Below are 25301 nucleotides of genomic sequence, written 5' to 3'. Positions count from 1 at the left end.
GGGGGGGGGGGCAATGCGAAAAATGCTTTTAATGCCAGCGCTTGTTCTGCTGCTGGCCTCCTGCGCTGCACCGTCCGATCCGAGGGATTACCCGCGTATTGCTTCTGCAGACGATCGATGGGGCGTAGGCGTAACTGACACCATCTTCGCGTCGCTAGCTGAGTGCGAGGACGATCCAAGCGTGGAGTCAGCTGTGCAAAGCGCGGACATGCCGTCCTCCCTACTTGGTTTTCGGCTGAAAGCTGGAGCGTCTGAAACGGATGCTGTCCGCATTGCAGACTGCGTGGCGCCGCTTTTGAGCAGCGGAAAACTCTCAATCGTGTCCCCTGACGCCTAACCAAACCCAGTGGCGCGGCCCCGCGCGGGTACGCCGGTCCTTCACCGGACACTTCCGCAGTGTTCGAAAAACGAGTGACGATGATCTGGCGTATGCAAGACTCAGCTTCGTGAACAGCGACTCCAAAGGGACCTTGCACCATATCGAACTATGGGTACCCGACCTCCTTCGGGCCAAGCAGGAATGGGGCTGGGTATTGGCGGGCCTGGGATACTCCATCTACCAGAGCTGGGCCACAGGAATCAGCTGGCGGCTCGGCCCGACCTACATCGTTGCTGAGCAATCACCGGCCATGACCAGCTCAGAACACGAACGCACGCTGCCAGGGCTCAACCACCTCGCATTCCATGCCGGCAGTAAAGAAGAGCTCGACGAGTTTGTCGAGCAGAGCCATCGTCACGGGTGGGTGCAGTTGTTCCAAGATAAGTACCCGCACGCCGGCGGCCCAGACCACTACGCTGCCTACCTCGCAAATTCTGATGGATTCGAGCTCGAACTTGTGGCAACCACCTAGACGGATGTGGCACGCGTCCGCTCAAGGATCCTTACAAGGGACACGCAGGATGTCTACGTGTAGAACCGCTGGACAACGGTTTCAACGATAGGGCGCAATTGAGCAGGATGTCCTGGTCCGCCGCTCTCGGCAGTGACCACGGCCGCGTGGACGTCTCTAAGAAACGCGTCCGCCGAGTGGTAAGCGGAGGGTACGCGAAGAAACCAGCGGTAACCCTGCGGCCTCGACGGAATTTCTGCAGCGGCCAGATACTCATTGACATCATCGTCCACCATTTGTCGATCCTTCTCCGTGAAGGATTCTTCGAAACGCTCAGCCACTCCGCCTCGAGTGCAGACAACAGAGACAGTGCGCCCAGCATCAGAACTAAGAAGCCGGCCTAGATTCTGGGCCCCGGCAGACCAAGCAATGATCGCGTCCCAACCCGTTTCGGCCAACTCAGCCCACACGTCCGTTGCCGGCTGGGCTATATCAACACATTCCCACACGGCATCTCCTTAGGAGTACTGGCTTGCTCAGTGCTATCTAATACTCAGTACTACTGCAGTTGGCGGGCCCAGATCCAAAACCCCTCCGGCACCTCTCAGGCGTCCGGTAGAGGATCCTTGAACGGACACCATGATGCCAGCCCATGCACCGCTGTTGTGGCTGGTCGAGGCCCTGTCGGCCGTGTCAGCGGTCAGGATAATGTCTGGATTATGCGTGAACTGTTGATGGTGGCTTTTGGGTTGTTCTTTGTTGGCGGATGCGTAGCGACCTTCCTCTGGATCCGCACGGTTGAGCGCAGGACAAGCCAGCTCGGATGGACGGATTCACGTCCGGCGTTCGGTCAACGGCGCCTGATTCAGTTTGCCTTGTGCGTGGCAGCCGCCGCGGGCATTTATTGGCTTGCCGTATACGGGCCTCTGCGGATCCTTGGGGCCGCAGAGGCTAGTGCAGCTGGGCTTGTAGCCGTTCTCCTGTCTGCGGTTTGGTTCATTTTCCGCAGGGACATAGCGCAGTATCAGTACCAGATCGTCATGACGATGTTCAACCGCAACCGACCCGAGGAGGGCGAAGCGCAACGACAGATCAAGGCGATGGAGGCCCTTGGAATTGGGTTCTGTATTTTGTTCTTCTCCGCCGGGATCCTGTTGATCGCCCTTAGCATCGCGTTCTCTTGACGCCGACCCTCCACCGGGCAGCAGCCTCTTGTTGGATGGATAGATTTGACGGATGATCCGGAGATGACACGGAACAGGACCGTTACGGGCAAGTCCCTTCTCATCGCGTTTGCGTTATCGATCGTACTTGGCGGTGCCATCGGGCTGACCCAGGGGTGGCAGTACTCCTTCATCGGCCTGGGGGCTGGACTTGGTCCATTGATCGGAGCCTATTTCGGCAATAAGAAAGCCGCCGAAGTTGACGCGTACCGCGAGGAATGGCTCGGCCAGCGAAAGAAGACTAATACAAAACCCCAGCCGCCCAACGAAACGTCCTAAGGGGGATCCTCCACCGGACGCAGTTTGAGCCCTATAGGTCTGGATTGGATCATTCACGCCATATGGTGGTGCCATGACCGAGATGATCGTTTGGAATCTGGCCTTTCGTTGTGGCACAGGTATTGGCAAAGCACCGGGACGAACTGCCGAAGGTGCCCTGCCAAGCCAGCCGCCGTCTGGGTGGACAGGAAGTTATGGTCCGGGCGTTCGTTGGGAACACTGGCCACGAAGCCTCAACACTGGTTTGCCTATGATGCATGTGCTGACGCTGTGGCTACCGGAAGACTTCCAACGCCGCGGTCCCCAGTTTCCAGGGATTGCGATTTTTGCTGGTGAGGGCCAATTCGCGGTGGGAGACGAATATCCCGACCCGAGCCCTGAATCAACCGATCCATTCCTGCGCGACCTTGCAGCAGCCGAGGACCATCCAGGTTTGCTTAGGCGCAGAGACCTGATCGACGGAGAATTTGCCATCCTCTGGCTCATGCATGATGAGTTGGCTGCCGGTCCGACGGCAGCTCGTCCCGATCTTCGTGCCAAGGGTGAGCATGTTGACGAATCACAAGGTAATAATGCTTGGGACAACGTCGAACCAATCACGGACATTTGGTTGGTTCCGCGAGTCGATCCGAATGCTGGCAAGGCACCTGTTGAACTCTGGGGCGATGAGGTCGGCGCCGATGGGTATGTCCATCCGTCAACAGGTGCGGGGAGTCTCTCGGACTGGGCAGAACCCCTATTCGCCAGATGCCACTTGGGCGGAACTGCCTTTCCCGTCCAGGCAATGCCTGCCGGGCTTACTCCTTGGTACCTCGAACTGGAAGAGATCTCTGGGCTCAACTTCGGCGGTGGTGGAAACGCTCAATTCGATCTGGAATCCGATACGTTCGATTGGGCCTGCGGATAGCGCAGTCGAGGTATTTGGCCGTGGGTTTCTAAGCGCCTCAGACAAGACCAAAACCGGTCCAGGACGTGTCGCGTAAGCCGATCCTTCACCGGACGCCCGGTCTATCTGGTGTCTACCCCAACCGTTGCGTTCGACCAGTCTCATAATGAAGGATGTCGGTGCGTTCTAATGCGGATAGTCTGTCGGCGACTTCCTGTGCTTGGGGCTCACCGCAGGATATGGCGAAGAACCGCGGAGAGATGAGATCGAGGAGGCAACCCTTCTTGGCAAGTTCCTCGGCCAGGGGGCGCCATGCGTTCGGGTCATCGGCAGTCAGTTGGACTCTGAAGGTGAAGTTGAGAGCGTCGCACTCCACGCCAGTGGCAACGAGCGCATTCTCAGCGGATCGCATCACGCTCACGCGGTCGCCAAAGTTGACGTCGTAGAGATACGCAGGGACTCCCAGGACTGTCGCCGTACCGTCCGTTTCCAGGCGAGCCCGAAGTCCCTCCCACATCTGCTCCGTGTCAGGTTCAGGGGGCATAGCAAACCATATGGTCTCTCGCGCTTCCTGAGCTTCTGGGAGGGGATGGAGCGAAACGTCACGCCAGTGCGCCACGATGCTGGGGTGTTGCCGGTAATCAGTCACGAGCTGAGACTACCCAAGGAAAATAGCTACGAGACTGGCGCCGCAGGGTATGTCTGCCCGGCGGCGCCCGGTAAGGGGTCCTTGAGCGGGGGGAGTCTCAATTTTTCTATGGGTGTAGATGGTGGCGCGCAAGACGAATCCCTCGCACAGTAGCGTATGGATTATGAGCGATCTTCTGACCAAACGCGCCCTTGAGCGACTCGACGCTGTACTGCAGGCTGGTCAAGGTCCTACAGCTTGGGGACTCCTGAACCCAGGCATATCTATAAGCCAAATTAGGGACGCTGTGGCCTCGCAGGGCCTCCCGTGCAGCCCGGAGCTCGAAGCCTTGTATGAATGGCACGACGGTACATCAGGCGCGGGTTCTGGGCCAGCACTTTTGGGGGACATGTGGCTCCTACCAGGTTTTTATTTGCCATCACTGGACGAAGCTGTCACAAACTATGCCGTATTTAGAAAGGACCCGCGCTGGAACCCGAACTGGTTCCCTGTGTTCGCGGACGGCGGTGGGGACTTCTACGTTATCGACTTCGGCAATGCTCCCTCACGGTTTGTCCGCCATTTCCGCCTTGAAGAGTCGGAGCACCCTGTCGAGTACAGATCTCTCGCGGCAATGATTGACACGTTCGCTGCGGCCTTTGAATCGGGCGCGATTTTTGTCGATGAGACCGGGTACGTTGACGTGGACGACGAGGCCTTCAATATCGTCGCCGCCCGGCTGAATTCGGACATTCCTTGGTGGGCTGATTCGATGTGAGTCCCTGGCTTCCCGATCGAGGCGATGCCCAGTGGAGGATCCCTCAACGTTGATCCAACGGATTGCTTTGCCTGGCACGCTCTATTCGGATGTAAGTAGCAGGGTCACGGCATTCAGTTCCACAGGGGTGAAGCCTTCGTGGTTCTCGGTCAAGAGGTCGGATGGGGTAAGGCCTGTCTTTTCCCGGAGCCCGCGATTCGCACCGGCCCGGCAGAGGGCTTCGATGGCTGAGGCATTTCCACGAAGAATGGCTTCGTGCAGCGGGGCAAGCCCTCCTTCGCGTGCAGCGTTGGGATCCGCGCCCGCAGCCAGGAGAAGCTCAACCGCGGCGCGGCCCGCGCCGACAGCGTAGTGCAGTGCTGTCCGGCCCGAATTGTCGGGTCTGTCAACGTCGGCGCCAGCCGATAGGAGAAGCCGAGTCAGAAGGACTCTGGTTGAGTCGTAGAAGGGTTCAATCTCATCGACTGACTCCATGAGCGGCGTCTTGCCCGCGGTGTCGTTGATGCCGTAGTCATCTACCGGGGTGCCGGCATCGAGCAGCTCGCGGACGAGGGCGATGTCGTCACTCCACACTGCGAATCCCAAAGTGTGCAGTGCATCCGGTCGCTGGGCCATGTTTCAAGCATCCAATAATCTGCGATGAACAGATAGTTACACCCGCCAGGTCCCGCGCTTCATACGCCACGCATCAAGGCACAGCAGTCTAGGATTTCCTCCCCGAACGCCGACACCCACCGGACCCTACGAGATCCAGGGGGAGGACACCATGGGGATACTCTCGTCTGCTCTTATGGTCGCGGAATCTTCTCTCGGAGCCGGGTGAAGGCAGTGTCATAGGCTGTGCTTGTGAGTATTAGCGCGGCGCAGGCGAGCCGTTTCTACCAAGAGATCATCCTGTACCAACAAGTGTGGGGTATCCGTGATTTGGGTGGTTTCCCTGCCCCCGTCAATGGAGACGGCGAACGCAGCATGCCGTTCTGGTCGCTTCGAAGTAGGGCTCAGAAAGTCATCAGCAGCGTTTCGGTGTATCGGGACTTCGAAGTAGAGGCGATTCCCCTCGCCGTGTGGCGCACGCGGTGGATTGATGGACTCGACCGAGATGGCATTCTCGTGGGACTGAACTGGTCGGGCGTTCGAGCAACTGGTTATGACATGCACCCACTTGAGGTCCGCGCTGGACTGGATGCCAGGGAATAGGGCCCAGCGAAGCCAGCCGGTCTGTTCTTAGGGGATGCTTTACCGGACGTCGTATGAAGCGGGTCGCGTTCCGATACGCTGAAGTGGTGATTTCAGACTCGATTCCATGGCGTGTAGAGCTTGCTCGCATCGCAAGTCGCCTTGAACGGAAATCTCGCCAAGAGAGTTGGTCGGACCGCAGCACTTTTCGCACAGAGAAGGACCTGATGCTGGCTGGTTACGCGATCCGCCGCCTCACAGAGGCCCGCAAGCTCTCCGACAGCCTGGTAGCAGCCCAAGTACCCGTTCTCCGGTATCCCCGCATGGGAGTTATTCCTGACGTGTACAACAAAGAAGATATTGACAAGCATTACGCACTCGATGCGCCAGTACGGTCCCAAATAACGCTCGGGCACTTCTGCAACCAACTCGTTCACAGCTACATACTCATACACAGCTTCGACGACATCATCGACCCGGTCGAGGAAGAAGACGGCACGATACGAGGTGGATTGCGCTACTTCAACGGCGCGTTCGTGGCATCAGAGCACGAACGGCATAAACACGTCTACTTTTTTCCCTTGGACGTAATCACTGCCATATGCAGAAAGATTGCAACCGAGGATGTCGTCGCTGTCGATATGCGGCGGGATAAGGATGGTCTGATGCAGATCACCCGCGTCATCTCCAGCACAGATCCTGAGTGGGAGTCTGAATTGCCGAGGCTGAGCCACGAGGCCACACGGCCCTACTTATAAAAGAAGATGGACGAAGACCTGGAGCTATTGCGGTCTGTTCGATGAGGAGTCCTCTACCGGATACGTGAGTAAGTGGCCTAAAACTCGGCCAGTGGAGCGCCCGGGCCTCTCTTGCCTGCGATGCGCGGACGATGCGTTCAGCAGCCCCACAACTTCGCCTTTCGAACCTATGATCGAGGCATGTCCAAAACGACAGTGGTGGTCGTAGTTTCGGCTCTGGCGGCTGTCACCGGTCTCTTCGCGTTTCTCGGAGGACCAGCCGCGGCGGCAACAGCTTTCTTCGTCTGTGCTATTGGACTTGGAGCATACGTTGGTGCGGGTTGGGGTGCGGCGCAATCTGCCGAGACAGAAAAATACCGAGAAAAAATCCTCGGCAAAAACCCAAGTCCCACCATCTACTACGACGATGAAGGCAACCCTCTGCCCAACTACTCCAAAGATTCTGACAAGAGCTAGCATCTCCTGCGCAGTTGGTGCCCTTTCAGCGTTCCGGTAGACGATCCATCAACGTGCCACTCGTGGCGACCTTGAACAGTCCGCGACTTGAACGGAGCTACCAAATCCGGTGCCAGGCGTTCCTGTTTCCCTGATCGAATCAAAAACAAGATACCCGTTGGAAGTAGAACAGTGCCTGATCCCAGCATTACTGCATGACCAGGCGTCGACGGGCAGCCGGCGGAACTATCGTCTTCAGCGCATGTGACTCCAGGCTGGAGGAAACCCACAGCGATCAGCGCTAAAGCCATACATAACGTAGCCACTCCTGTTACGCCCCAAACCCAGTTCTTCATCCGTCCATCAGACCATGCTTAGCGCCCCGCGGAAACGGACAAACTCAGAGTCGTCCGTTTGGGGACCGACATACCGTATGCCAGCAGCAGAAACTGGACTCGACTTGAGCCTGGTAGCGAAACCCTATGTGGACTTCCTGGCATCAAGGAGTCGCTTGTACTTGAAGTAGGCCGAGAGGGTACCCCAAGTTGCAAGGATTGGCACTGGTAGAGCCAACAGCGAATCGGCGAAACCCCGGTCGAAAACGATGACGACAAACAAGAACCAAAACGCGATGGAGGCAACTAGACCGAACCAGAAAGCTATTTTTATCTGCCATGAGGTAGGAGAAACTTCGAAAGGTCTCGGGTTCTGTCTGGCCATCATGAAAGGTGATACTACGTCTCGAGATGCTCCGTTGGCTTGTGCCCGTAAGCCGGTCCTCCACCGGCCGTGATGGCGAACAATTTCTCGTGCACCAAAACTGCCGGTTTTCCGGGGGTTCCGGATTCCCGTAAGACCCGCCCGCAAAACTGCCCGGTGAGGGTACCCTAAACGCTACACTCGACTTTATGCTCATTGGTTATGCCCGCGTTTCCACCAACACCCAGGATTTGACCGCGCAGCGGGACGCTCTCGCGACCGCCGGCGTGGATCCCGACGCTATCTACGTCGACCACGGGTTCACCGGCACCAAGCGTGAACGGCCCGGTCTGGGCAAAGCCCTGGCAGCGTGCCGTAAAGGGGACACCCTTGTAGTGACAAAGCTTGACCGCCTGGCTCGGTCCTTGCCTGATGCCAGGGATATCGCGGATGAGCTCACCCGCAAAGGGGTTGCTCTCAATCTGGGCGGGAGTGTTTATGACCCTCATGATCCGGTGGGGAAGCTGCTGTTCAACGTCCTGGGCATGGTGGCCGAGTTTGAAGCGGACCTTATCCGTGCCAGGACGCGGGAAGGAATGGCGGTGGCGAAAGCCAAGGGCCGGCTGCGAGGAAAGCAGCCTAAGCTGTCGAAATCCCAGGAAGCGCACTTGGTGAGCCTCCACCAGGGAGGGGTACACACCACCACCGAGATCGCCGAGCTCTTCGGCGTTGCCCGTTCGACGGTCTACCGCGCCCTCCAGAGAGCAACACCAATTCCGCTCAGCTGAAATTGCACCCAAGAAGCGCCCATTTATCGTCGTAACCCTGTGGTGTACGCGTTGATAACTGGCGGCATTTTGTGATCGCTTTTATGGCACCCTTGCTCGTCAGTCAGTTCGGCTGGCCAATCCATACGGTCGGAACTTTGGCGGTCACCAGCGATCCTTTGCTTGCGGCGGTTCGCACGTCAATGTCTTCGTTGCTGATCTGAAGATTGTCACCACCGACGACGGTCACTTCCCTGGTTCGTGCTGCTCTGATCCAGAGTGCAGTTTCGGGGTCATTGGGATCGTATTGCCTTGACCATACGGGGTCGTCATCGAGATGCAATGAGATGAGGCCGTTGGTGGATGCGTGGCATTGGATACTGCCGTCAGCGGGTTGGGCTTTAAGGACCATGTCTTCATAGTCAGCATTGCACGCCGGCCTGAAGCCCCGTTCGAGCAGATCCCTAGTCAGCGAGGAACCGTGGTGGGCACGGGGTTCCTGGCTGTGGGGTGGTGGCGAGGTCGACATGAAAGCCAGAAGTGCGTAGTGCAGAATTCCGAACGATCCCTGGATGCCGACGGTCATGCGGGCTCCGAGGTTGCCCTTTTCCTCCGGGACTAAGTTCATGAGCATCGTTGCCCTAACGATCGAAACCCGGTGCCGTGCGTTGACTGCCAGCATCAGGTTGTGGACCCATCCTTCATGAGACTTCTCAGAGTCTGCCCTCAATTACCCGCAAAGTTGCAACAAGTTTCTCTGGTGTTGACGCGCTTACCTGCCGGGTGGACGCGATAAGGACAGTCCCGAGGGGCCAGCCCGGTTCAGCAACCTGGGCCACCTCTCGGATGGGTCAGGCGATGTGGCCTGTCTACAGGGGGGCTGCAGTCGTAGGCTGTTGGCATCCATCGCATATAGGAGGCACCCATGCGCACCGCAGAATCTTTAACTGAACCCGAGCAACTCCACCGTTTGCTGGAAAACCTCGCGGCCCATGTGGCCAGGGGCAGGGAGTGGGCCACGCCGGGGGTGCAGGCAGCACTTCAAAGGGCGGTGGTGGGACTGGATGCCGGTATTGAAACTGCGTCCCCTCGCCTTCAGGTGCTTTTGCGGCGTCTGGCTGACGATATGGCCGGTGGTGTGGAAACGCTGACGCCCCGGGTTCAGGAGCGACTGAGGCAGGTTGGGCCGAAAACTGACGCTGAGGTCACGGCGCCGGCTGGGGCCAGGTGGGGCGCGTTGCTGAAGTGGGGGAGTTGGCTTGGCGCGCTGGTGGTCCTGTCCGGGGCAGGGGTCCTCATCTGGCGATCGTTGTGGCCATCCGAGAAAGAGCCGGCACCGTCCATGACTGTGCCAAAGGACGACGGCGCGGATATTGATGCTGACCCTGATCTCACCGCAGGCCGGATATAGGGACAGAGTCCAGGTGGCACGATGGTTTGATGAGCTCATCGTGGCAATCGTTCAGGCATAGAGCGATGGGGGGCAGATCGCATCGATCAGGCTGCCCGCTTGTGCCTGTTCCTGGCAGCTGTGGCCATGGTGGGTGGCATGCTGGGTGTCGTCTTGGTGTGGGGTGTTTTAGTGGTGCCAGGGTGGGTTCTTAGCGCCTCGCTGCTTGTGCTTTCGCTCGTACTCGCAGTCGTTGGTATTGCTGCACGTCACCGTCGGAAGGCTTCCCCGGATGCGCAAGGGTCAACCCCCAGGGGTTCGCGACTGTGGGCGGGCCTCGCAGTTTTGGTCGGCGTGTACAGCGTAATCAGTGGGGTAGGCGATCTTGGTGCAACCTATTCTGTCTTGCGTCCCCAGGGGCCCGGCTTCTGCCAGGCCGCAGTGAGAGAGCACTCATTCTTGTTTGCCGGCGGCGGTGACTTGTATGCGGCGGGTTTTGGTGGCTTTGGAAGGTCTGTTAGTTCTTGGACCTCTGATGACGGCTACCGGCCAGTTGCTTCCGGCACCTATGAATTCACGTGGAACAACGACGGTGCGCTTTTGCAGCTGTACGGATCCGACCCTGTCTGGCCGGCACTGCATGACTTTGACTGCCCTTAGTGAAAACTGAGTGCACGGGCTTGTTATGGCTTCACCTGCCCGGGAATCTTCCGCAACTCAAGGTCTCTGCCGGATCTGAACCTCTCAGCCCTGGTTTTCAACCCGGCCCCTCGTGGTCGGTACAAGCGGTTTGTTGTCTCACTGAGGTGCTGTGATTCAACCTGTCAGGGCATCGCACAACGCTTCTTGGGCCTGGACCGAATCGAAAATGCTGAAGATGAGGACACCGTGATAATCCTCGTTGGGGTAGAAGATCCCGGATATGTTGGCGTACCGGGACAGGCCGCCGCTGATCTTAAGTTGATTGCCATGCGTTGTAATCATCGCGGTGGACTCGTCGCCGGGCACAGCGAGTTCAGTCCGCCAGTTCCAGCCTCCGATGATCCGCACGGTGGGTTCACTGCCTGTGGGCGACAAAGACCAGGTTCCGTTCACGCGAGATGTGACATGCCGGCCAACCAGTAGACCGCCGACGTACTCGGTGTAAATGTCCCGAGGCATCTCGGAGTTCTCGTAAATCCATCCGCACGGGGTCTCGAAAGCTGGCGTGCCGTCCTCGATGAAGGAAAAGCGGGTCCGGCACAGGACTGACGTCCCGTGCTCACGGCACACCGCTCCTTGCGGGGGCGCTGGCACGAAGTCTGACGAGTCGACAATCGGACCGGCGTTCGCAGCGGTTGCGGGGAAGGCGATCGCTCCACACATGCTCAAAACGGCTATGACGCCGCATTGCACCAGGCCGCGTCTTTTCCGGTGGGGCATTACCTGTACAGAGCGGAAACCAGCAAACATGTGATCCTCCAACGTCCGAGGTGCCTGGGAACACTGATGGTCCTCTTACTCACAGGGATTTACAAGGCAATGTCCTGGAAGGCGCCACTTCTACGAGTCACGCCGGCACTCATCCTGGTCGGGACGTTGATTTGGGGTGTACCCCAAACTGACGTCAGGACCCGGATGTCCCGCATGTCAGATTAGGGTCATTCTTCGCCTAGTTTGACAGTTACCTGCCCGGGTCTTAGATTCCATCCTGACACTACGGGCAGGAATTGGGATGACTGGGCAGCGAATCGGATACATCAGGGTCAGCACCCTGGATCAAAACACCCAACGGCAGCTTGAAGGGGTGCAGTTGGACCGGCTCTTTACGGATAAGGCGTCCGGGAAGGATGTGAAGCGTCCCCAGCTCGTGGAGCTGATGAAGTTCATCCGTGAGGGTGACACGTTGGTGGTGCACAGCATGGACCGGCTTGCCCGGAACCTGGATGACCTCCGGGCCCTGGTGCAGAAGCTCACTGCCAAGGGAGTGCGGATCGAGTTCGTCAAGGAGAATCTCAGCTTCACGGGGGAGGACTCACCGATGGCGAACCTGATGCTCTCCGTGATGGGCGCCTTCGCTGAGTTTGAGCGGGCGTTAATAGGGGAGCGGCAGCGGGAAGGCATTGCCCTGGCCAAGACCAGGGGCGTCTATCGCGGCCGGGCCAAAGCACTCTCACCCGAACGGGCCGATACCCTCCGGGCGCGGGCAGCGGCGGGGGAGCAGAAGGCCGCTCTCGCCCGAGAATTCGGGATCAGCCGGGAAACGCTGTACCAGTACCTGAAATCGGGCACCTAAGCGGTTATTCGAGGGAAGTCCCCATTTTTCTGCGAGATACTGTTCTCGTTGGCCGCTATCAACAACACAGATGAAGGGAGTGAACGGGTTCATACCCGTTCACTCCCTTTGCTGCTCCTGGGAGCTCAGCTCTATCTGCTGTCGAAGCAGGCCTACAGCGGCGGTAGTGGGTCGCTTCGGAGTGGCTTGGAATGGTTGCTCGCGCTGCTACCCCACCCAAATGCGCACACAGCGCTTATGACTGCCGCAGCAGTGGCCTGCCACTGTGAGTCACTCTCGAAAATGCTCAAGACAACAGCAATCAGCAGGATGATCGTGAACACGGACTACGCCTCGCCCGGAGTGCTTCATCTGTCCGCTGCCGTCTTCCGTGCTAGCGCGAGGAGGTGATTTCCGTGGGTGCCGACGCGACCGGTAGCAGCTACCTGCCGGCCAGAAGCTGGCGACGCGGGTCCGCGCAGGCTGTGCTCTGGACCTAGTAGCGCTGGACGACTCGGTTGGTGTGTGTTGCCGACAGGTGCAAATTATGGCTCACCGCGATGTTCTCGTTCTTGTCCCACCCAATAGACGATCGTTCCTACGAGTGCGAGGCCAGCTATAAGGAAGACTTGCCACGCGCCTAGGTAGATGCCGAAAATTGTGATTCCCACAACGGTTAGCGCCATGAAGAGAGCAGTAATCCGTGAGCGTTTCTTATAGGTCCACATAATTCACCTTAGCTTTCCAAAGACCTCAGCGACATCGCCAAGGAAGTCTATGAAGCCAGCCCCGCCAGCAACGGCAGCCTCTTGTTCCGGCGGTGCGACGTCTCCAGCCAAAACCGGCAACATACCGATCGCGCACCCGTATATAAGTTTTCCGACCAATCCTGCTCCACCAGTGACTGCGCCAACGCCTAGAGCAATCGCGGCATCACCAGCTGCCCCTACTAAACAACCTCCAGCGTAGTCGCCGAAAGTCGCCAGCCCTTTGGGGTCGGCGTTGTTGATGGGGTCGTTGGCTGCGTAGGCGTAGCGGTTGGCGTTCTTGGGGTCGAGGGGTGAGTCGAGGGTGTCTTGTTGGGTCCAGCGTCCGGTGGTCGGGTCGTACCAACGCTGGCCGTACTTGACCCAGTCAGTGGTGCGGTCCTTGATGCCGGCTTTGAACGTGTACGGGTTTTGGGAGGTTCCGAGGCCGCCGGAGTCTTCGTCGAGGATGGCGACGCCGTAGGGGTCGTAGTCGTAGGAGAATGCGGTGGTGGGGGCGCTGGTGACCAGGGCTGCGGGGTTGCCGGTGCCGTCGTAGAGGTAGAGGGACTGCATGCCGGAGCTGGTGCGCAGCATCAGCGGCTCGCCGGTGATCGGGTCGTGTTCGACGTAGGCGGTGAGGGTGTCCTTCTTGTACTGCTCAATGATGGGCAAACCCTGGGCATCGGTACGTCCGTAGGTTATCTGGTAGTTCCCTTCTGGAGTGTTCTGGGAGAGCACTTCGGTTTGGGAGGTACCGGCGTAGGTGTAGTTGTGGGTGGTCCCGCCCTTGGTGATCGAGGTCATTTGTTCGGCGCCGTTGTAGGCGTAGGTACCGTTTTGGTCTTTGGTGAGGTTCCCGGCGCCGTCGTAGGTGTAGTTGGTGGAGGTGATCTGGTTGGCGGCGTTCACGGTGAAGGACTGGTTGTTGACGGTCCCGCCGTTGGCGGTGAGCCTATTCCCGCGGGAGTCGTACGTGTAGGTGTACGTCGCCGGGGCTGAACCGGTGACGACTGCTTTGGTGAGTCGGCCTGCTGCGTCGTAGGTGTAGGTGGTGACGGCGCCGCTGATGTTGTCTTTGACCCATTGGATCTTTGACCGGTCCGCTGTGGCGGTGGTGGAGCAGATCGGTGCGGTGGATCCTGCTGCGTAGCAGTAGGAGAGGTCCATGACGGTGGTGTTGTCGGTGTCGCCTTCACCGGATTTGGCGGTGACGCGGGTGACGCGTCCGGAGCGGTCGTAGTCGGTGTGGCTCTTGGCCTTCCATGCCGTGCGGGCGGGGGAGGCCTGGAGCCAGGTGTCGGTGCGGCGGCCGCGGTCATCGGTGGCGACGGCCAGGGTCTTCTGGACCCCGTCGATGAGGTAGACGAGGGTTTCCATGACCCCGGAGGTATCAAAGGTGTAGGTGGTGGTGCCGCGGGAGTCGGTAGTGGAGACCAGGTTGGAGGCTTTGTCGTACCCGTAGGAGATGGTCCCGCCGCCGGCAGTGTTGACCCGCGAGGTCAACCGGCCCATCTGGTCATAGGTGAAAGTGGTGGTCCCGTTCGCATCGACCCGGGTCAAAGGCTGGCCATTGTCGTTATAGGTGTAGCTCACCGCAGGGGTGGTGCCGGAGAAGGACGTGCCGGTCAACCTGCCGACAGCGTCATAGGTGTAGGTCAGGGTGATGCCCCGGCCGTCAGTGGCAGTCTTAGGCCGCGCCCAATCATCGTAAGTGAATGCCCTGGCGCCTAGAGAGGACCCCGTGACGGGAGTCAGAGTCTTGAGCTGGCCGAATTCGTATGTGTACAGGGTCTTGTTTGTTCCGTTGCCCGGCGCCAGTGCGGTGGCGACGGTCCCGTTGGTGTTGTAAGTCAACGTTGCCGCTGCGGCCATGGCATCGGTGGAGGTGAGAGTGTTCCCCGCACCGTTGAAGGTGTAGAGGGACTGGTTGCCCGCATCGTCCGTGCTGGAGGTGGCGAGATACTTCGTGTTCGCGGCGGTGTTTCCATAGGCAGCCTGGGATGCCGCCCCGGTCTGCGATTGGGATTTGGTGACCGATTCCCCGGTGTTTGCCCCGAACGTGTTGGTGGTCGTCCCTGAGGTGGTGCCGGTCCCTTGGGTGGCGGTGAGGGTGTCGAAGTCCCCGGTGTAGGTCCCGGACCGGATCCGCCCTTCCGGATCGGTGGCCTGGGTAACCCGCCCGTCAGCCGTGAGGGCGTAGGTGGTGCGTGGGCCGGTTGCTACAGCGACGGCCAGGTCGGTGTTCGGGCCGGCAATCAGTGTTTGCGTAGCCGAGGGGTAGGTCAGGCGGGTGACCGAGCTGCCGGGGGATCCGCTGCTCGCGTTCGCCCGCGTGATCCGGGTGACCTTCCCGTTCGTGTCGTAGGCTATGGTTGTTGCCCCGCCGGTCGGGGGAGTGATCGTGGTGATCCGGCTGTTCGTGTACGCGAAATCTGTGGTCTTGCCCGCGAAGTCCGTAAAGGACTCCAGATTCCCTGCCCCGTCACGAGTGAAAGAGACCGCCCGGGTGGAGGTGCCGCTGGTCTGCGTGAACCCGGACAAATCGCCCAGGGAGTCGTAGGTCAGGTTCGCACTCCGCGCCCCTAACGGGCCCTTATGCGAGGTGACCTTCGTGATCTTCCCTGACGCCCAGGTATAGGCCGTGTCGTTACCGTTCCGGTCCTCAACTAGGGTGTTTTGCCCGTCATCGTTAAACCAGGAAACAGTAGCTGAAGTTCGGGAGGTCAGCTTGTAACCAAGCGAAGGACTAAGGGTTCGCTCCAAATCGGCTTTCACCCCGGCAGGGGACGTGAACGCTGTTGTGGACCCGGATACCGGTGTGAAAAGGGCCGAGTATCCATCCCCGGCCGTGTACAGGACCCCGGACGAGGTAGACGAGAGTGTTCCTGCCGACCCGGCGGCGAGGCTCCACCGCGGTCCGGCGACTCCGCCGGTTGTGTCCGTGGACTGGGAGTTGAACACCACACCCAACGGCACGTCCCCGTTGATCCCTGGAAGGGAGAGCCCGGTGATCGAAAGCGCCAGGTTCCCGGTGCCGACATCAACCGAGCCGCCGACCTGGTCATTGATCGGCAACGGCAGCCTGGTCGCACCGGGCCTGCTGCCGAGCTTCCCGATCGTGGATTGCGTCCCGGTGCTTGCTGCCGGGATCGCTGCCAGGCCGGGGCCGGCCGTTGCGAGCAGCAACGCCATCCCCAGGGCCCCGGCGACTGCGCCACGGTACAACGAAGCCGGCGGCACATGGCCGCCGGCTTGCTGATGTGAATGGTTCCGTGGCGCTGTGCGCCGGCCCCCAATAAGCATCTTTGCTCCCGACTCGGAAAAGTGTGATGACGCTCACGGTACGGGGCAGAACATGCGTTGAATAGATAAACGCCCACGACAAAAAACAGTAAGCTTACTGACAGCTTTTGTCACAGCCGATGGCTCCTTCTCTTCGCCGCGAACCTGGCGCCATCGCACTGCCGGGGGAGTAGTGCTTGGGATAGAAAGCAGGTACTGATTACTGTGCCTGGTTTGAGATTTGGCCGCATAGCTTGGTCCTATCGCGCCAGGCAGCATTGGCACGGATGGGTCAGACCCGCCCGGCCGCTTCCGTGCGTGAGCAGCACGGCCGTATCAGCCTGGGGCAGGAACCCCCAGGGTTACGGTTCCGGGACATGCCCCGAAACTCGGGGCGGCCGGCGAACTGAAGGGGATCAGTCCATGCAAAGGCGCACTACAGTCACAACCCTCGCTCTGACCGCACTCCTAGCCCTTGCAGGGTGTGGAACAGGCACCGGAACAACACCGGCAACCTCCGCTGCACCGGAACTATCATCCAGCCCGGAACCCAGCCCCGCGAAGACCTACACGGATGCGGACCTCAGCGCGGTGCTGGCCACCCTGAAGGACGCCCAGGGCCGCCCACTGACGGTGGTTCCCGCGGCGCAGATCGACCAGGGCATCATCAAAGCCAAGGAACTGCTGAAGACCGCCGTGTTTACCCCGCCCGAGTGCAAGGCCCTTTCCGACAGCAACGCCCAGGTCCCCGAGGACAGCACCTACGCTGCCGGGACCACCGTGTCAGCGGAAGCAAAAACATCAATCGTGGTGACCGTCATTGCCCTCAAAAACGCCCAGGAAATGGCCGATCAGCTCGAAGCGTCCAAGAACGCCGTGGCCACGTGCAGCAACTTCACGATCGAACTTGGCGGGCAGAAGATCACCACCGAGATCCAACAAACAGACGTGAAAACCACAGGAGACCAATCATTCGGCGCCCTCGGCAAACAAACCCTTGCCACCGGGGAAACCCAGACAACGTTGACCATGACGGGCATCAAAGGCACCCTGGCGGCCACAGCAGTGAAAGTCGGACCCGCGGTCACCCCGAACGACGCACCCGAACTGGCCCAACTCATCGACACCGTACTCGCCCACGGCTAACCAACACTACTGCGCTCAAATCCAGGGGTCTCTGGTGCAGCAGCCTACTGGCAAGGCAGGCGAAGAGCTCTCACCTGAACGGGCCGACGCACTTCGTGTCAGAGCATTTTGAGTCGGGTGTTTTGGAATAAATTTTGAGACGGCCATGTGACGCGAAATTCTATGGTTTTCCTGACATCACCTGGTACGAGAGTCGTAGCCGGCCGATCGTCTCAGTGCCTTGGTAATGAGACGGCTTGGTGGGATGACGCGTTCCTTCGGCGTTTACCCGGCTAAGGGCGGGTCGGACCGAAGCCTGAGGGCTATCCATAGGCCGCATCGCCGACAAATGTAGGTCTGTGTCGTGCCGAGGGCGTGGAGTTTCCTGCGGCTCATGGTTCTACCGCAACAGGTGCAGGTGTGTTGGCTGTCAGAGGCCATGGTTCCTGAGCGCCTCGATTAGCTGATCCAGGGTTGGCAGTCCGGAGAGGCCATGGGGTGTTTGATAGACCCGGCAGGCGAGTTCATCAGCCGCAGCCCCGCCAGGGAATATGTCGGCCCCGTTGATGGTGATGGTCGGTGAGCCGGCAAATCCGCTGCCCGCGATGTCCGAGGGCGTGGTCAGTAGCCGCATGTCCACCTTGACTTCGCTCCGTCCCAGGAGGACCAGCGCTTCGTTCAGGCGTTCGTGTGCTCGGTTCGAGTTGGGGCATCCATCGATGTGCAGAAGTTCGAGTCTCATGATTTCATTCTCCTAATCTTGGGGCAGTTGTTCTGCTTCGTTGAGCGGTTCCTTGCTGCCTTCCAGAACGGACAAACCCGGCGTTCCAGGCCGGGGCAGCCTTGCAGCCGGGCCTCCAGCGCGTTCCAGTCCACCACATCACGCAGCGTCAGCTGATCCACGAACCAGATTCTCTTCTGATGCTTCCTCAGTGGGTAGCCCATATTGCCCTGATCATCAGGTGCAGGCGTCGGCCGTGGTCACTGGCTAGCGGCAGGGGCCTGGAACACTTCACCGCCGTCGTGGGATACAACGAGCCCTTCAGTGGTGGCAGCCCAGATCGATGGTTTTGCGTCTGGTCTTTTTACGGCGGTGATCGCTTGAATTTGCCCGTCGATGTGGCCTGACTGGGTCCAGGTGCTTCCGGCGTCTGATGAGTACTGGACCGAACCGTCGGGTTCGATGCCGACGACTTCGCTGCCGCTGGCGAACGCAACGAATCGGATGACGGGGGCTGTAGTAATCAATTTCCAGGTTTTCCCGCCGTCGGTAGAGCGCTGTAACCCATCTTCGGTGGTGGCCAGAACAGTGTCGGTTTCCGGGTTTCCGGCGAGAACGGCTGGCACAAATCCGGCAGTGGCCGCGGACCAGGTTTTCCCGTCCGGGCTGGTCAGCAGTGACCCGTCGTAGGCGACGATTCCGGACCTGCCTGCGGCGAGGGCATGGAAGTCCGATTCGCCTTGGCGGGAGAGCTGCTGCCAGGTCTTTCCGCCGTCCACAGATCGGATCAGGCCCATGGGGTTGGGTAGATCTGAGCCGGGGCCCGGGTGCCCGGAAGCATAGAACACGCCCTCGTCAGCTGCTGCCGTGAAGCCCATCAGGTCTTTGGTGTCACCTATTTTGGTGGCCGGAGACTTGGCGACGTCAAAAAGACCATCGTGGGTAGCCAACAGGACCCGGTCTGTTTCGGGATTCACGCTCAGGCCGTGGACGTGCGAGCTGGGCAGGCCGGCCGCGGCAGTAGTGGGTGTGGTGGCGGTTGGTGTGCCGGAGGTACAAGCGGACAGGGTGAGCAGGAGGGCGGTCGCCGCGGAGAGTCCAGCGGCGGAACGTCCTCGGTTCAACAGGTGCAGGGACACGGAGAACTCCAAAGGTGGTCCGGGAAATGTGTGGGGGTGCCGGCCCCAGGGGTGGGGCCGGCACCGTGCTGGTGTGCTGGCTACAGGGTGGCCAGCAGGTCCTTCATTTCCTGGATTTCGGCTTCCTGGGAGCTGACGATGTCCTTGCTGAGTTGGACAGCGTCAGCGTTCTCACCATCGGTGGTTTCGGTCTTGGCCATCATGACGGCGCCTTCATGGTGGGCGATCATCTGGGTCAGGAACAGCTTCGCGGCCTCCCCGCCTTGAGCGGTCTCAAGCTTTGCCATGTCGTCATCGCCCATCATGCCCTCCATGCTGTGAGCCGAGGGCATGTCGGTGGGCATCTGGGTGGGCTGTCCCCAGCTTGTCAGCCAGCCGGTCATCTTCTCGATCTCCGGCCCCTGGGCTGCTTTGATCTTGGTGGCCAGGTCGGTCACCGCGGAAGGAATACCTTCCTTCTTGAGCATGATGTCGCTCATGGCCACGGCCTGGGCGTGGTGAGGGATCATCATCTGGGCGAACATCGTGTCGGCATCATTGAACCCTGCCGCGGCTGATGTTGTCGGGCCGGAAGGTGATGGCATTGCCGAACCGCCGTGGTTCATGCCGGGCATGCTGGTTGCCGAACTTCCGGCATCAGAGCCGGCGGAGCAGCCGGCGAGGGCGATGGCTGCGGCGATGGCGGCAGCGGAAATGGTCAGGGTCTTTTTCATGGAAATCAGTGTCCTCAAAAGTATCAGCGGCGCATGGGCGCGCCTTTGGACTGCATGTGGTGACGGCCCCGTAGGGCTCGTCTTATGCGTTCGGAAGTGGCTGGACGGTGGGCCGGGCAGGGCACGGCGGGCGTCAGTGCTGGTTTACGTCCGGCTGATACAGAGCTCACCGGGTGAGGGGCTGTCCGGCGAGTAGGAGTAGTTGATGGGCGCTGCAGCAGCCAGCCCGAAGTCCGGAAGCGCGTAGGGCGCTGTTCCGGGAGCAGGGGCGGTCAGTGTTGTGTTTCCCGGGGCCAGCACGCAGGCATTACCCCCGGCAGACATCTCCGGGCAGGAACCTGAAGTGGCGCAGGAAGACGACGACCCAGTGACTGCCTGGGTGACGGTCAGTCCGTTCGGTGACGCGCCCATTTCATGGGAGTGGCTGGAGGGAAGGCTTTCCAAGTGCACCGTGGGGCCGGCTGCTGCCGGCATGGTGTGCGCGGCGCCCACGTGGTGCGCCCCGGTCATGATGTGCATGCCGAAAATACCGGCAATGATGGCAAGGGCCGCCGTCAGGAAGCCTGCACGAAGGAGGAACGTGGTGAGGGGAGCACAGGATGGTGCGATCACAACGGTTCCTCCCTTCCGTGCAGGTTGTTCAGGGTCTTGAGCCTACCGGCAGTAGTTTTTCCTGCCGGTCATAGCCTCTTGTTCAACGCACCTGGGAGGGATTGAGTTTCACCCTCCGCAGCAGCTGGGCGTTCAGGGCCACCACAATCGTGGACACCGACATCAGTACAGCCCCGGCTGCCGGGGACAGCACGACCCCGGCGAAGGCCAGGACACCGGCTGCCAACGGCACGGACAGGACGTTGTAGCCGGTGGCCCAGATGAGGTTCTGCCACATTTTCCGGTAGCTGGCCCGGGACAGATCCACCATCGACAGCACGGCCCGGGGATCGTTGCCGGCCAGCACTACTCCGGCGGATTCCATGGCCACATCCGTGCCGGCGCCGATCGCGATGCCGACTTCGGCGCGGGCCAGTGCCGGGGAGTCGTTCACCCCATCGCCGACCATCGCGACCTTCAGGCCGCGGGCCTGGAGCTCGGCGACTTTCTTGTCCTTGTCAGCGGGCAGGACTTCGGCGAACACTTCATCAATACGCAGGTCTTCGGCCACTGCCTGGGCGACCTGGCGGGCGTCGCCGGTGATCATGGCGACCTTCACGCCGCGGTTCTGCAACGCTGCGACGGCCTGACGGGATTCGGGGCGGATGCTGTCCTCCAGGCTGACCGCCCCGAGAATCCGGTGTCCGTCGATGACGTGCAGTACTGCTGCTCCGCGGCTCATCCAGGCGCTGGTGGATTCGGCCAGGTCTGCCGGTTCGGTGGCGCCGAGTTCGCGCAGCAGCGCCGGGCCGCCGACATGGACGGTACGGCCAGCCACGGTGGCGCGCACGCCCCGCCCGGTCAGCGAACTGAAGTCAGCAGTTTGGGGGATGCTCAGGTTCCGTTCCCTGGCCGCCCGGACGATGGCTCGCGCCACGGGGTGCTCGCTGTCGGACTCCACGGCGGCGGCAAGGGCCAACAGCGCATCAGCGTTCTGACCGGGGACGGCCGCGATGTCTTTCAGGTCCGGCTCGCCGGTGGTGAGAGTGCCGGTCTTATCGAACAGGACGACGTCGATGGTGCGCATCCGTTCGAGCGCCATCCGGTTCTTGATCAGCACCCCGGCGCGGGCTGCCTGTTCGGTGGAGATGGCGATGACCAGTGGGATGGCCAGGCCCAGGGCGTGCGGGCAGGCGATCACCAGGACGGTGACGGTGCGGGTGACCGCTTCCGGGACGCTGCCGAGCAGCGTCCAGATGATGAACGTGATGACGCCTGCGCCGGCGGCGAAGTAGAACAGGAAGGCCGCGGCCCGGTCCGCGAGGGCCTGGGCCTTGGAGGAGGATGCCTGCGCTTCGGCAACAAGCCGTTGGATGCCCGCCAGTGCAGTGTTGTCCCCGATGGCTGTGACTTGGACCCTGACGCTGTTATCCGTAGCGACGGTTCCCGCCACGACAGCGTCTCCCGGTCCCCGGGGGACCGTTTTGGATTCACCGGTGATCATCGACTCGTCGAATTCGGCTTGCCCGTCAACTACTTTGCCGTCGGCGGGCATCCGGGCGCCGGAGCGGACCAGGACGGTGTCGCCTTCCCGGAGTTCCGAGACCGGGACGGTTTCGGTGCCGGCGTCAGTGACCCGCTCGGCCTCGTCCGGCAGCAGCGCGGCGAGGGCATCAAGTGCGCCCTGCGCCGAGCCGAGGGCGCGCATTTCGATCCAGTGGCCCAGCAGCATGATCGCCACCAGCAGGGCCAGTTCCCACCAGAAGTCCAGATCGAACCCGCCAATGCCAAGGCTGGTGACCCAGGACGCGGCGAACGCGACCGTGATGGCCATCGCAATCAGCAGCATCATGCCTGGCCGGCGGCTCTTCAGCTCCTGCCATCCGCCCTTCAGGAACGGCAGCCCGCCATAGAAAAAGATCACGGTGCCGAGGGCGGACGGGATCCAGGCGGACCCGGGAAATACCGGCGCCATGTAGCCCAGGATGTGCCCGATCATCGGGCTGAAATAGACGACCGGGACGGACAGGGCCAGGGTAAGCCAAAACCTGTTCTTGAACATTGCCGTGCTGTGCCCGGCGTGCTGGCCATGGGTGTGGACGGCGTGATCATCCTGGCCGCCATGGACCTCGTGGTGGCCGTGGCTGTGCTCGGTAAGCGCGACGGCGGTGGCCGATGAAGGGGAAGCGCTGTTGGACTCGGTGACGGGCGCGTGCCCGGCGTGGTGGCCTGCGGGGCCGTCGCCGTGGTGCTTGGTGTGGTCTTCCATGGTTCCTCCTTAAAGAGGAGACTCCACACTACTCCCCGGCAGACTCGCTGCCAGGGGAGGCTGGAGAGGTCAGTTGCTGATGAGTGTGTAGCCGGCGGAGATAACAGCCTCACGCACAGCGGAACTGTCGGCTGCGCCGCCGACAATTAACCGGGAACGGCCGCCCGGAACGAGGTCAACAGAGGCGAACTCCACACCCTCAAGGGCGGAGACGGCCTTCTCGACGGTCTGCACACAATGCCCACAGGTCAGACCCTCCACAGCGAATTCGCCAGCACTTACGCCGGTGGTCTTGGAGGATACCGAAGAGGCTTCCGTTGAGCAGCAGCTGCAACCTCCAGCGGCTGAAGCGAGGGGCAGCTCGGTACGGTTTTCAGTTCCACACATGTCAGTTTCCATTCCTTGAAGATGAAGGATCGATGGGCGCTGGGATTGAACGGCTGTGAAAGACGGTGCGGGCACCGGCCGGGACATACCACTTCACTGACAACACCCTCAATATACCCCCCTGGGGTATATTGAGCAAGTGCCAATGAGAACGTGCGGCGCAGGAATCTTCGTCGGCAATGGACAAGTCCTCAGCTCCGGCCTGAACGGCAAGAACGAACCGCCGTCCACCCCCTGACCTGGCACTCGAAACACTGGCCAACGGGCCTGTCAATCTGGATGAGGAACGTAAGGCAGTTTGGGCTCTGTTGTCATCGCGAGTTGTACCAGTACCTGAAGGGCGGGTAACGAAGTGGCCGGCCGACGAGTCGCCTATCTTCTGCGACATACTGATGTCGTTGGCCGCTATCCAACAACACAGAAGAAGGGAGTGCGTGGGTCCATGCCCATGTACTCCCTTCGCTGTGATTCGCTACCGGATCCTGTGGAGGGTGCGGGTGACGACTCCGAGGATTTGCAGGTCCGTGCCGTCTGAGATTTCCGTGGGCGGAACGTCAGGGTTTGAGGCTTCGAGCCAGGCGTGGTCGTTGGTTTGGCGGAGTCGGCGGATGAGGATTTCGCCGCCGTCTATGGTGGCGACCACGACGGAGCCGTGGTGTGGTGTGCCGGCGCGGTCGATCAGGATCTCATCACCGGTGCAGATTCCGTCCAGGTTCATGGCGTTATCGCGCACGTTCATCATGACGGTGCTGGCCGGGTTGGGGATCAAGGCTTTGTTCAGATCGATCCGGCCGGAAAAGTAGTCCTGTGCGGGGGAGGGGAACCCTGTGGGCAGAAGCGATTCCGGGACCGGAGTGAACTCAGGGTTTTCCGGGGAGGTCATGTCAGTTCGTGCGGATCACGATGAGCCGGTGTCCCTCCGGGACCCGTTCACGCAGCGTTGAGAGGGCCACGTCATACGTGTCGCCGGCGGCTGTGACGTGATCGTGGGACCCATCCGGGGCTTCGATGGTGCCTGTTAATTCCACGTTTTCACCTTAGCTTCGTGGCTGGTTTCTTTGATGCGCCAAACCGCTCCAAAGCGTGCAGGAGCGGGGGAGTGGGGCCATGGAGCAGATCCACCGGGCGCCGGCCTTCCAGCTCCGGGCACGGTGTAGCCATCCAGGCGCTGAAGTAGTTGTGAGCGATCCGCAACTCCATCGCCCTGGCAAACAGGGCCAGAACGGCGGGTTTCACTTCCAGGGTGTCGGTGAACTGGTAGCCAGGGCACAGGGTCTCGTCCCCGACGAAGATCCGCACGAGCTGACGCATGACCGGTTCGGGGTCCGCGTGGATCGAGGTCAGGCGGGCTCGCACTTGGGCGAGGGTGGGAAGGCTGTACTCCGTACGGATCCCCTCCCACATCGCCGGCGGGATCGCCTGCCCGTACACGAGGCCCTGGGTCGTGGAGGGGTTAAGTGGCGTCATCGATGGAGGCCAGGATCCAGTGATCGGTCATCGCCGGCTGGCGCAGCTGCATGGTCCGCAGCGGAGAACTCGAATTGATCCTCACCTGGACCTGCCAGACGGTTGTATCCACCACGGCCGCGCCGACCGGGACGCGGGCCTGGGTTTCCCACCACGATTCACGCTCGAACCAGCGGACCGGATCCGCGGCGACGGCCCAGATATGCCCGTCGTACCTGACGGCCAGGGGTGTGCCGTCGAGGGTGAAGCGGACGTCCACCGCGGCCGCGAGGGGGGCTTCAGTCTGTACTGCTGTCACGTTGTGTTCTCTCTCCCAGAGTTCGCTCAAGTGTCGTGGTGCGGGTGACGGCCGAGGCCCACACCCACGTCGAGCGGCGCAGCGGCCCGTCAATCCAGGACACCTGCACGGCTTTCTGTGTCCACGTGTGCGCCAGGCCCTCGATGAGCTCGGAGCAGTCCTGGAACCGGATCCAGGCTTTGACCGGGATTCCATGGACATCGACCTGCATCGGGGCGTTGTCCAGGTCCAGTTCTTCGGGGGTCAGCCCTATCGGGCCGGCCCGCCGGGCGTACCGGGCCTGCAGCCGTTTGAGCTGGTCACGGTCCATACCACACCTTTAGAACACTTCGACTAACGACACTCTTAGCTATACGAAGACAGCTTCGAATAAATCTTACTGCTTCATCCTGCACCCAGGCACCGACAACCACCGCCCACGGGGGCCGGCCATTCCCTGGGGGAGTGGGGGCCTGTT

At 60.7% G+C, this 25301-nt stretch carries 30 protein-coding genes; 12 read left to right on the top strand and 18 right to left on the bottom strand.

The window, feature by feature from the left end; all coding sequences use genetic code 11:
* Positions 1 to 446: 446 nt before the first annotated feature.
* Entirely contained in the window at positions 447 to 851 is a 405-nt protein-coding gene (locus ASF72_RS16780) for a VOC family protein (protein WP_056600748.1), read from the top strand.
* 53 nt (positions 852 to 904) lie between these two features.
* Here the strand turns inward: ASF72_RS16780 and ASF72_RS16775 are convergent, their stop codons facing one another.
* Positions 905 to 1300 (bottom strand): DUF5956 family protein, encoded by a 396-nt coding sequence (locus ASF72_RS16775; protein WP_235504768.1) that lies wholly within the window; start codon positions 1298 to 1300, stop codon positions 905 to 907.
* Positions 1301 to 1549: 249 nt separating this feature from the next.
* Here ASF72_RS16775 and ASF72_RS16770 point away from each other — a divergent pair, with 249 nt between their 5' ends.
* The 3 genes from ASF72_RS16770 to ASF72_RS20455 all read left to right on the top strand — a co-directional run bounded on the left by ASF72_RS16770 (position 1550) and on the right by ASF72_RS20455 (position 3239).
* The gene (locus ASF72_RS16770; protein WP_056600743.1) at positions 1550 to 2014 is read left to right on the top strand and encodes a hypothetical protein; all 465 of its coding nucleotides are present in this window, start codon (positions 1550 to 1552) and stop codon (positions 2012 to 2014) included.
* 63 nt (positions 2015 to 2077) lie between these two features.
* A complete protein-coding gene (locus ASF72_RS16765; RefSeq protein ID WP_157371043.1) occupies positions 2078 to 2332 on the top strand; it encodes a hypothetical protein in 255 nt (84 codons plus the stop codon).
* A gap of 73 nt (positions 2333 to 2405) precedes the next feature.
* A complete protein-coding gene (locus ASF72_RS20455) occupies positions 2406 to 3239 on the top strand; it encodes a hypothetical protein (RefSeq protein ID WP_157371042.1) in 834 nt (277 codons plus the stop codon).
* 112 nt (positions 3240 to 3351) lie between these two features.
* Here the strand turns inward: ASF72_RS20455 and ASF72_RS16760 are convergent, their stop codons facing one another.
* Positions 3352 to 3867 (bottom strand): DUF4265 domain-containing protein, encoded by a 516-nt coding sequence (locus ASF72_RS16760; protein ID WP_157371041.1) that lies wholly within the window; start codon positions 3865 to 3867, stop codon positions 3352 to 3354.
* A 163-nt stretch (positions 3868 to 4030) separates the two neighbouring features.
* On the opposite strand from ASF72_RS16760, the gene ASF72_RS20450 reads away from it, so the two are divergent.
* Entirely contained in the window at positions 4031 to 4624 is a 594-nt protein-coding gene (locus ASF72_RS20450; protein ID WP_157371040.1) for an SMI1/KNR4 family protein, read from the top strand.
* A gap of 81 nt (positions 4625 to 4705) precedes the next feature.
* Here ASF72_RS20450 and ASF72_RS16750 read toward each other — a convergent pair whose 3' ends face one another.
* On the bottom strand, positions 4706 to 5239 hold the full coding sequence (locus tag ASF72_RS16750; RefSeq protein ID WP_056600735.1) for an ankyrin repeat domain-containing protein: 534 nt from the start codon (positions 5237 to 5239) through the stop codon (positions 4706 to 4708).
* Between the two features lie 231 nt (positions 5240 to 5470).
* Here ASF72_RS16750 and ASF72_RS16745 point away from each other — a divergent pair, with 231 nt between their 5' ends.
* From ASF72_RS16745 to ASF72_RS16730, 4 genes are all read left to right on the top strand, one after another.
* Positions 5471 to 5821, top strand: a complete 351-nt coding sequence (locus ASF72_RS16745) for a DUF2750 domain-containing protein (protein ID WP_056600856.1) — start codon at positions 5471 to 5473, stop codon at positions 5819 to 5821.
* A 206-nt stretch (positions 5822 to 6027) separates the two neighbouring features.
* A complete protein-coding gene (locus ASF72_RS16740; protein WP_056600733.1) occupies positions 6028 to 6558 on the top strand; it encodes a hypothetical protein in 531 nt (176 codons plus the stop codon).
* A 180-nt stretch (positions 6559 to 6738) separates the two neighbouring features.
* Positions 6739 to 7014, top strand: coding sequence for a hypothetical protein (locus ASF72_RS20445; protein ID WP_157371039.1), 276 nt, complete (start codon positions 6739 to 6741; stop codon positions 7012 to 7014).
* Positions 7015 to 7901: 887 nt separating this feature from the next.
* On the top strand, positions 7902 to 8480 hold the full coding sequence (locus tag ASF72_RS16730) for a recombinase family protein (RefSeq protein WP_056600728.1): 579 nt from the start codon (positions 7902 to 7904) through the stop codon (positions 8478 to 8480).
* Positions 8481 to 8583: 103 nt separating this feature from the next.
* Here the strand turns inward: ASF72_RS16730 and ASF72_RS16725 are convergent, their stop codons facing one another.
* Positions 8584 to 9045, bottom strand: coding sequence for a hypothetical protein (locus ASF72_RS16725; RefSeq protein ID WP_157371038.1), 462 nt, complete (start codon positions 9043 to 9045; stop codon positions 8584 to 8586).
* 339 nt (positions 9046 to 9384) lie between these two features.
* On the opposite strand from ASF72_RS16725, the gene ASF72_RS16720 reads away from it, so the two are divergent.
* Positions 9385 to 9870 (top strand): hypothetical protein, encoded by a 486-nt coding sequence (locus ASF72_RS16720; protein ID WP_056600724.1) that lies wholly within the window; start codon positions 9385 to 9387, stop codon positions 9868 to 9870.
* Positions 9871 to 10665: 795 nt separating this feature from the next.
* Here ASF72_RS16720 and ASF72_RS16715 read toward each other — a convergent pair.
* Positions 10666 to 11301, bottom strand: a complete 636-nt coding sequence (locus ASF72_RS16715) for a hypothetical protein (RefSeq protein ID WP_157371037.1) — start codon at positions 11299 to 11301, stop codon at positions 10666 to 10668.
* Between the two features lie 262 nt (positions 11302 to 11563).
* Between ASF72_RS16715 and ASF72_RS16710 the strand changes: the two genes are divergently transcribed.
* On the top strand, positions 11564 to 12124 hold the full coding sequence (locus ASF72_RS16710) for a recombinase family protein (RefSeq protein WP_056600719.1): 561 nt from the start codon (positions 11564 to 11566) through the stop codon (positions 12122 to 12124).
* A gap of 710 nt (positions 12125 to 12834) precedes the next feature.
* Here ASF72_RS16710 and ASF72_RS16705 read toward each other — a convergent pair.
* Positions 12835 to 16044, bottom strand: a complete 3210-nt coding sequence (locus ASF72_RS16705) for an RHS repeat domain-containing protein (RefSeq protein ID WP_235504759.1) — start codon at positions 16042 to 16044, stop codon at positions 12835 to 12837.
* Positions 16045 to 16557: 513 nt separating this feature from the next.
* Here ASF72_RS16705 and ASF72_RS16700 point away from each other — a divergent pair.
* Entirely contained in the window at positions 16558 to 17280 is a 723-nt protein-coding gene (locus ASF72_RS16700) for a hypothetical protein (RefSeq protein ID WP_157371035.1), read from the top strand.
* Between the two features lie 409 nt (positions 17281 to 17689).
* Here ASF72_RS16700 and ASF72_RS16695 read toward each other — a convergent pair whose 3' ends face one another.
* From ASF72_RS16695 to ASF72_RS16650, 12 genes are all read right to left on the bottom strand, one after another.
* Positions 17690 to 18001: an alkylmercury lyase gene (locus tag ASF72_RS16695; RefSeq protein WP_050686508.1), complete on the bottom strand. Its 312-nt coding sequence runs from the start codon at positions 17999 to 18001 to the stop codon at positions 17690 to 17692.
* Positions 17998 to 18162 (bottom strand): hypothetical protein, encoded by a 165-nt coding sequence (locus ASF72_RS20440; RefSeq protein WP_157371034.1) that lies wholly within the window; start codon positions 18160 to 18162, stop codon positions 17998 to 18000. Before ASF72_RS20440 ends, ASF72_RS16695 begins: the two co-directional genes overlap by 4 nt.
* A gap of 78 nt (positions 18163 to 18240) precedes the next feature.
* Positions 18241 to 19119, bottom strand: a complete 879-nt coding sequence (locus ASF72_RS16690) for a F510_1955 family glycosylhydrolase (protein WP_050686544.1) — start codon at positions 19117 to 19119, stop codon at positions 18241 to 18243.
* 80 nt (positions 19120 to 19199) lie between these two features.
* A complete protein-coding gene (locus tag ASF72_RS16685) occupies positions 19200 to 19832 on the bottom strand; it encodes a DUF305 domain-containing protein (protein ID WP_050686510.1) in 633 nt (210 codons plus the stop codon).
* A 144-nt stretch (positions 19833 to 19976) separates the two neighbouring features.
* Positions 19977 to 20444, bottom strand: a complete 468-nt coding sequence (locus tag ASF72_RS16680; protein WP_056600715.1) for a hypothetical protein — start codon at positions 20442 to 20444, stop codon at positions 19977 to 19979.
* Positions 20445 to 20526: 82 nt separating this feature from the next.
* Positions 20527 to 22692 (bottom strand): heavy metal translocating P-type ATPase, encoded by a 2166-nt coding sequence (locus tag ASF72_RS16675; protein ID WP_056600713.1) that lies wholly within the window; start codon positions 22690 to 22692, stop codon positions 20527 to 20529.
* A 69-nt stretch (positions 22693 to 22761) separates the two neighbouring features.
* Entirely contained in the window at positions 22762 to 23079 is a 318-nt protein-coding gene (locus tag ASF72_RS21290) for a heavy-metal-associated domain-containing protein (protein WP_056600712.1), read from the bottom strand.
* A 472-nt stretch (positions 23080 to 23551) separates the two neighbouring features.
* The gene (locus ASF72_RS16665) at positions 23552 to 23962 is read right to left on the bottom strand and encodes a LexA family protein (protein ID WP_056600710.1); all 411 of its coding nucleotides are present in this window, start codon (positions 23960 to 23962) and stop codon (positions 23552 to 23554) included.
* A gap of 1 nt (position 23963) precedes the next feature.
* Positions 23964 to 24107: a hypothetical protein gene (locus ASF72_RS20725; RefSeq protein ID WP_164468855.1), complete on the bottom strand. Its 144-nt coding sequence runs from the start codon at positions 24105 to 24107 to the stop codon at positions 23964 to 23966.
* A gap of 4 nt (positions 24108 to 24111) precedes the next feature.
* Positions 24112 to 24546 (bottom strand): hypothetical protein, encoded by a 435-nt coding sequence (locus ASF72_RS16660; protein WP_235504758.1) that lies wholly within the window; start codon positions 24544 to 24546, stop codon positions 24112 to 24114.
* Positions 24533 to 24844 carry a hypothetical protein gene (locus ASF72_RS16655; RefSeq protein WP_235504757.1) on the bottom strand — a complete coding sequence of 104 codons (312 nt, stop codon included), beginning with the start codon at positions 24842 to 24844 and terminating at the stop codon, positions 24533 to 24535. The genes ASF72_RS16660 and ASF72_RS16655 overlap by 14 nt, the downstream gene beginning before the upstream one ends.
* Entirely contained in the window at positions 24825 to 25154 is a 330-nt protein-coding gene (locus ASF72_RS16650; protein ID WP_056600707.1) for a hypothetical protein, read from the bottom strand. Before ASF72_RS16650 ends, ASF72_RS16655 begins: the two co-directional genes overlap by 20 nt.
* Positions 25155 to 25301: the final 147 nt, after the last annotated feature.

Source organism: Arthrobacter sp. Leaf141 (assembly GCF_001424565.1).
In the GTDB taxonomy this organism is placed as follows: domain Bacteria; phylum Actinomycetota; class Actinomycetes; order Actinomycetales; family Micrococcaceae; genus Arthrobacter.
Note: the sequence above shows the minus strand (reverse complement) of the source record. Positions and strands in the feature narration are given on the sequence as shown.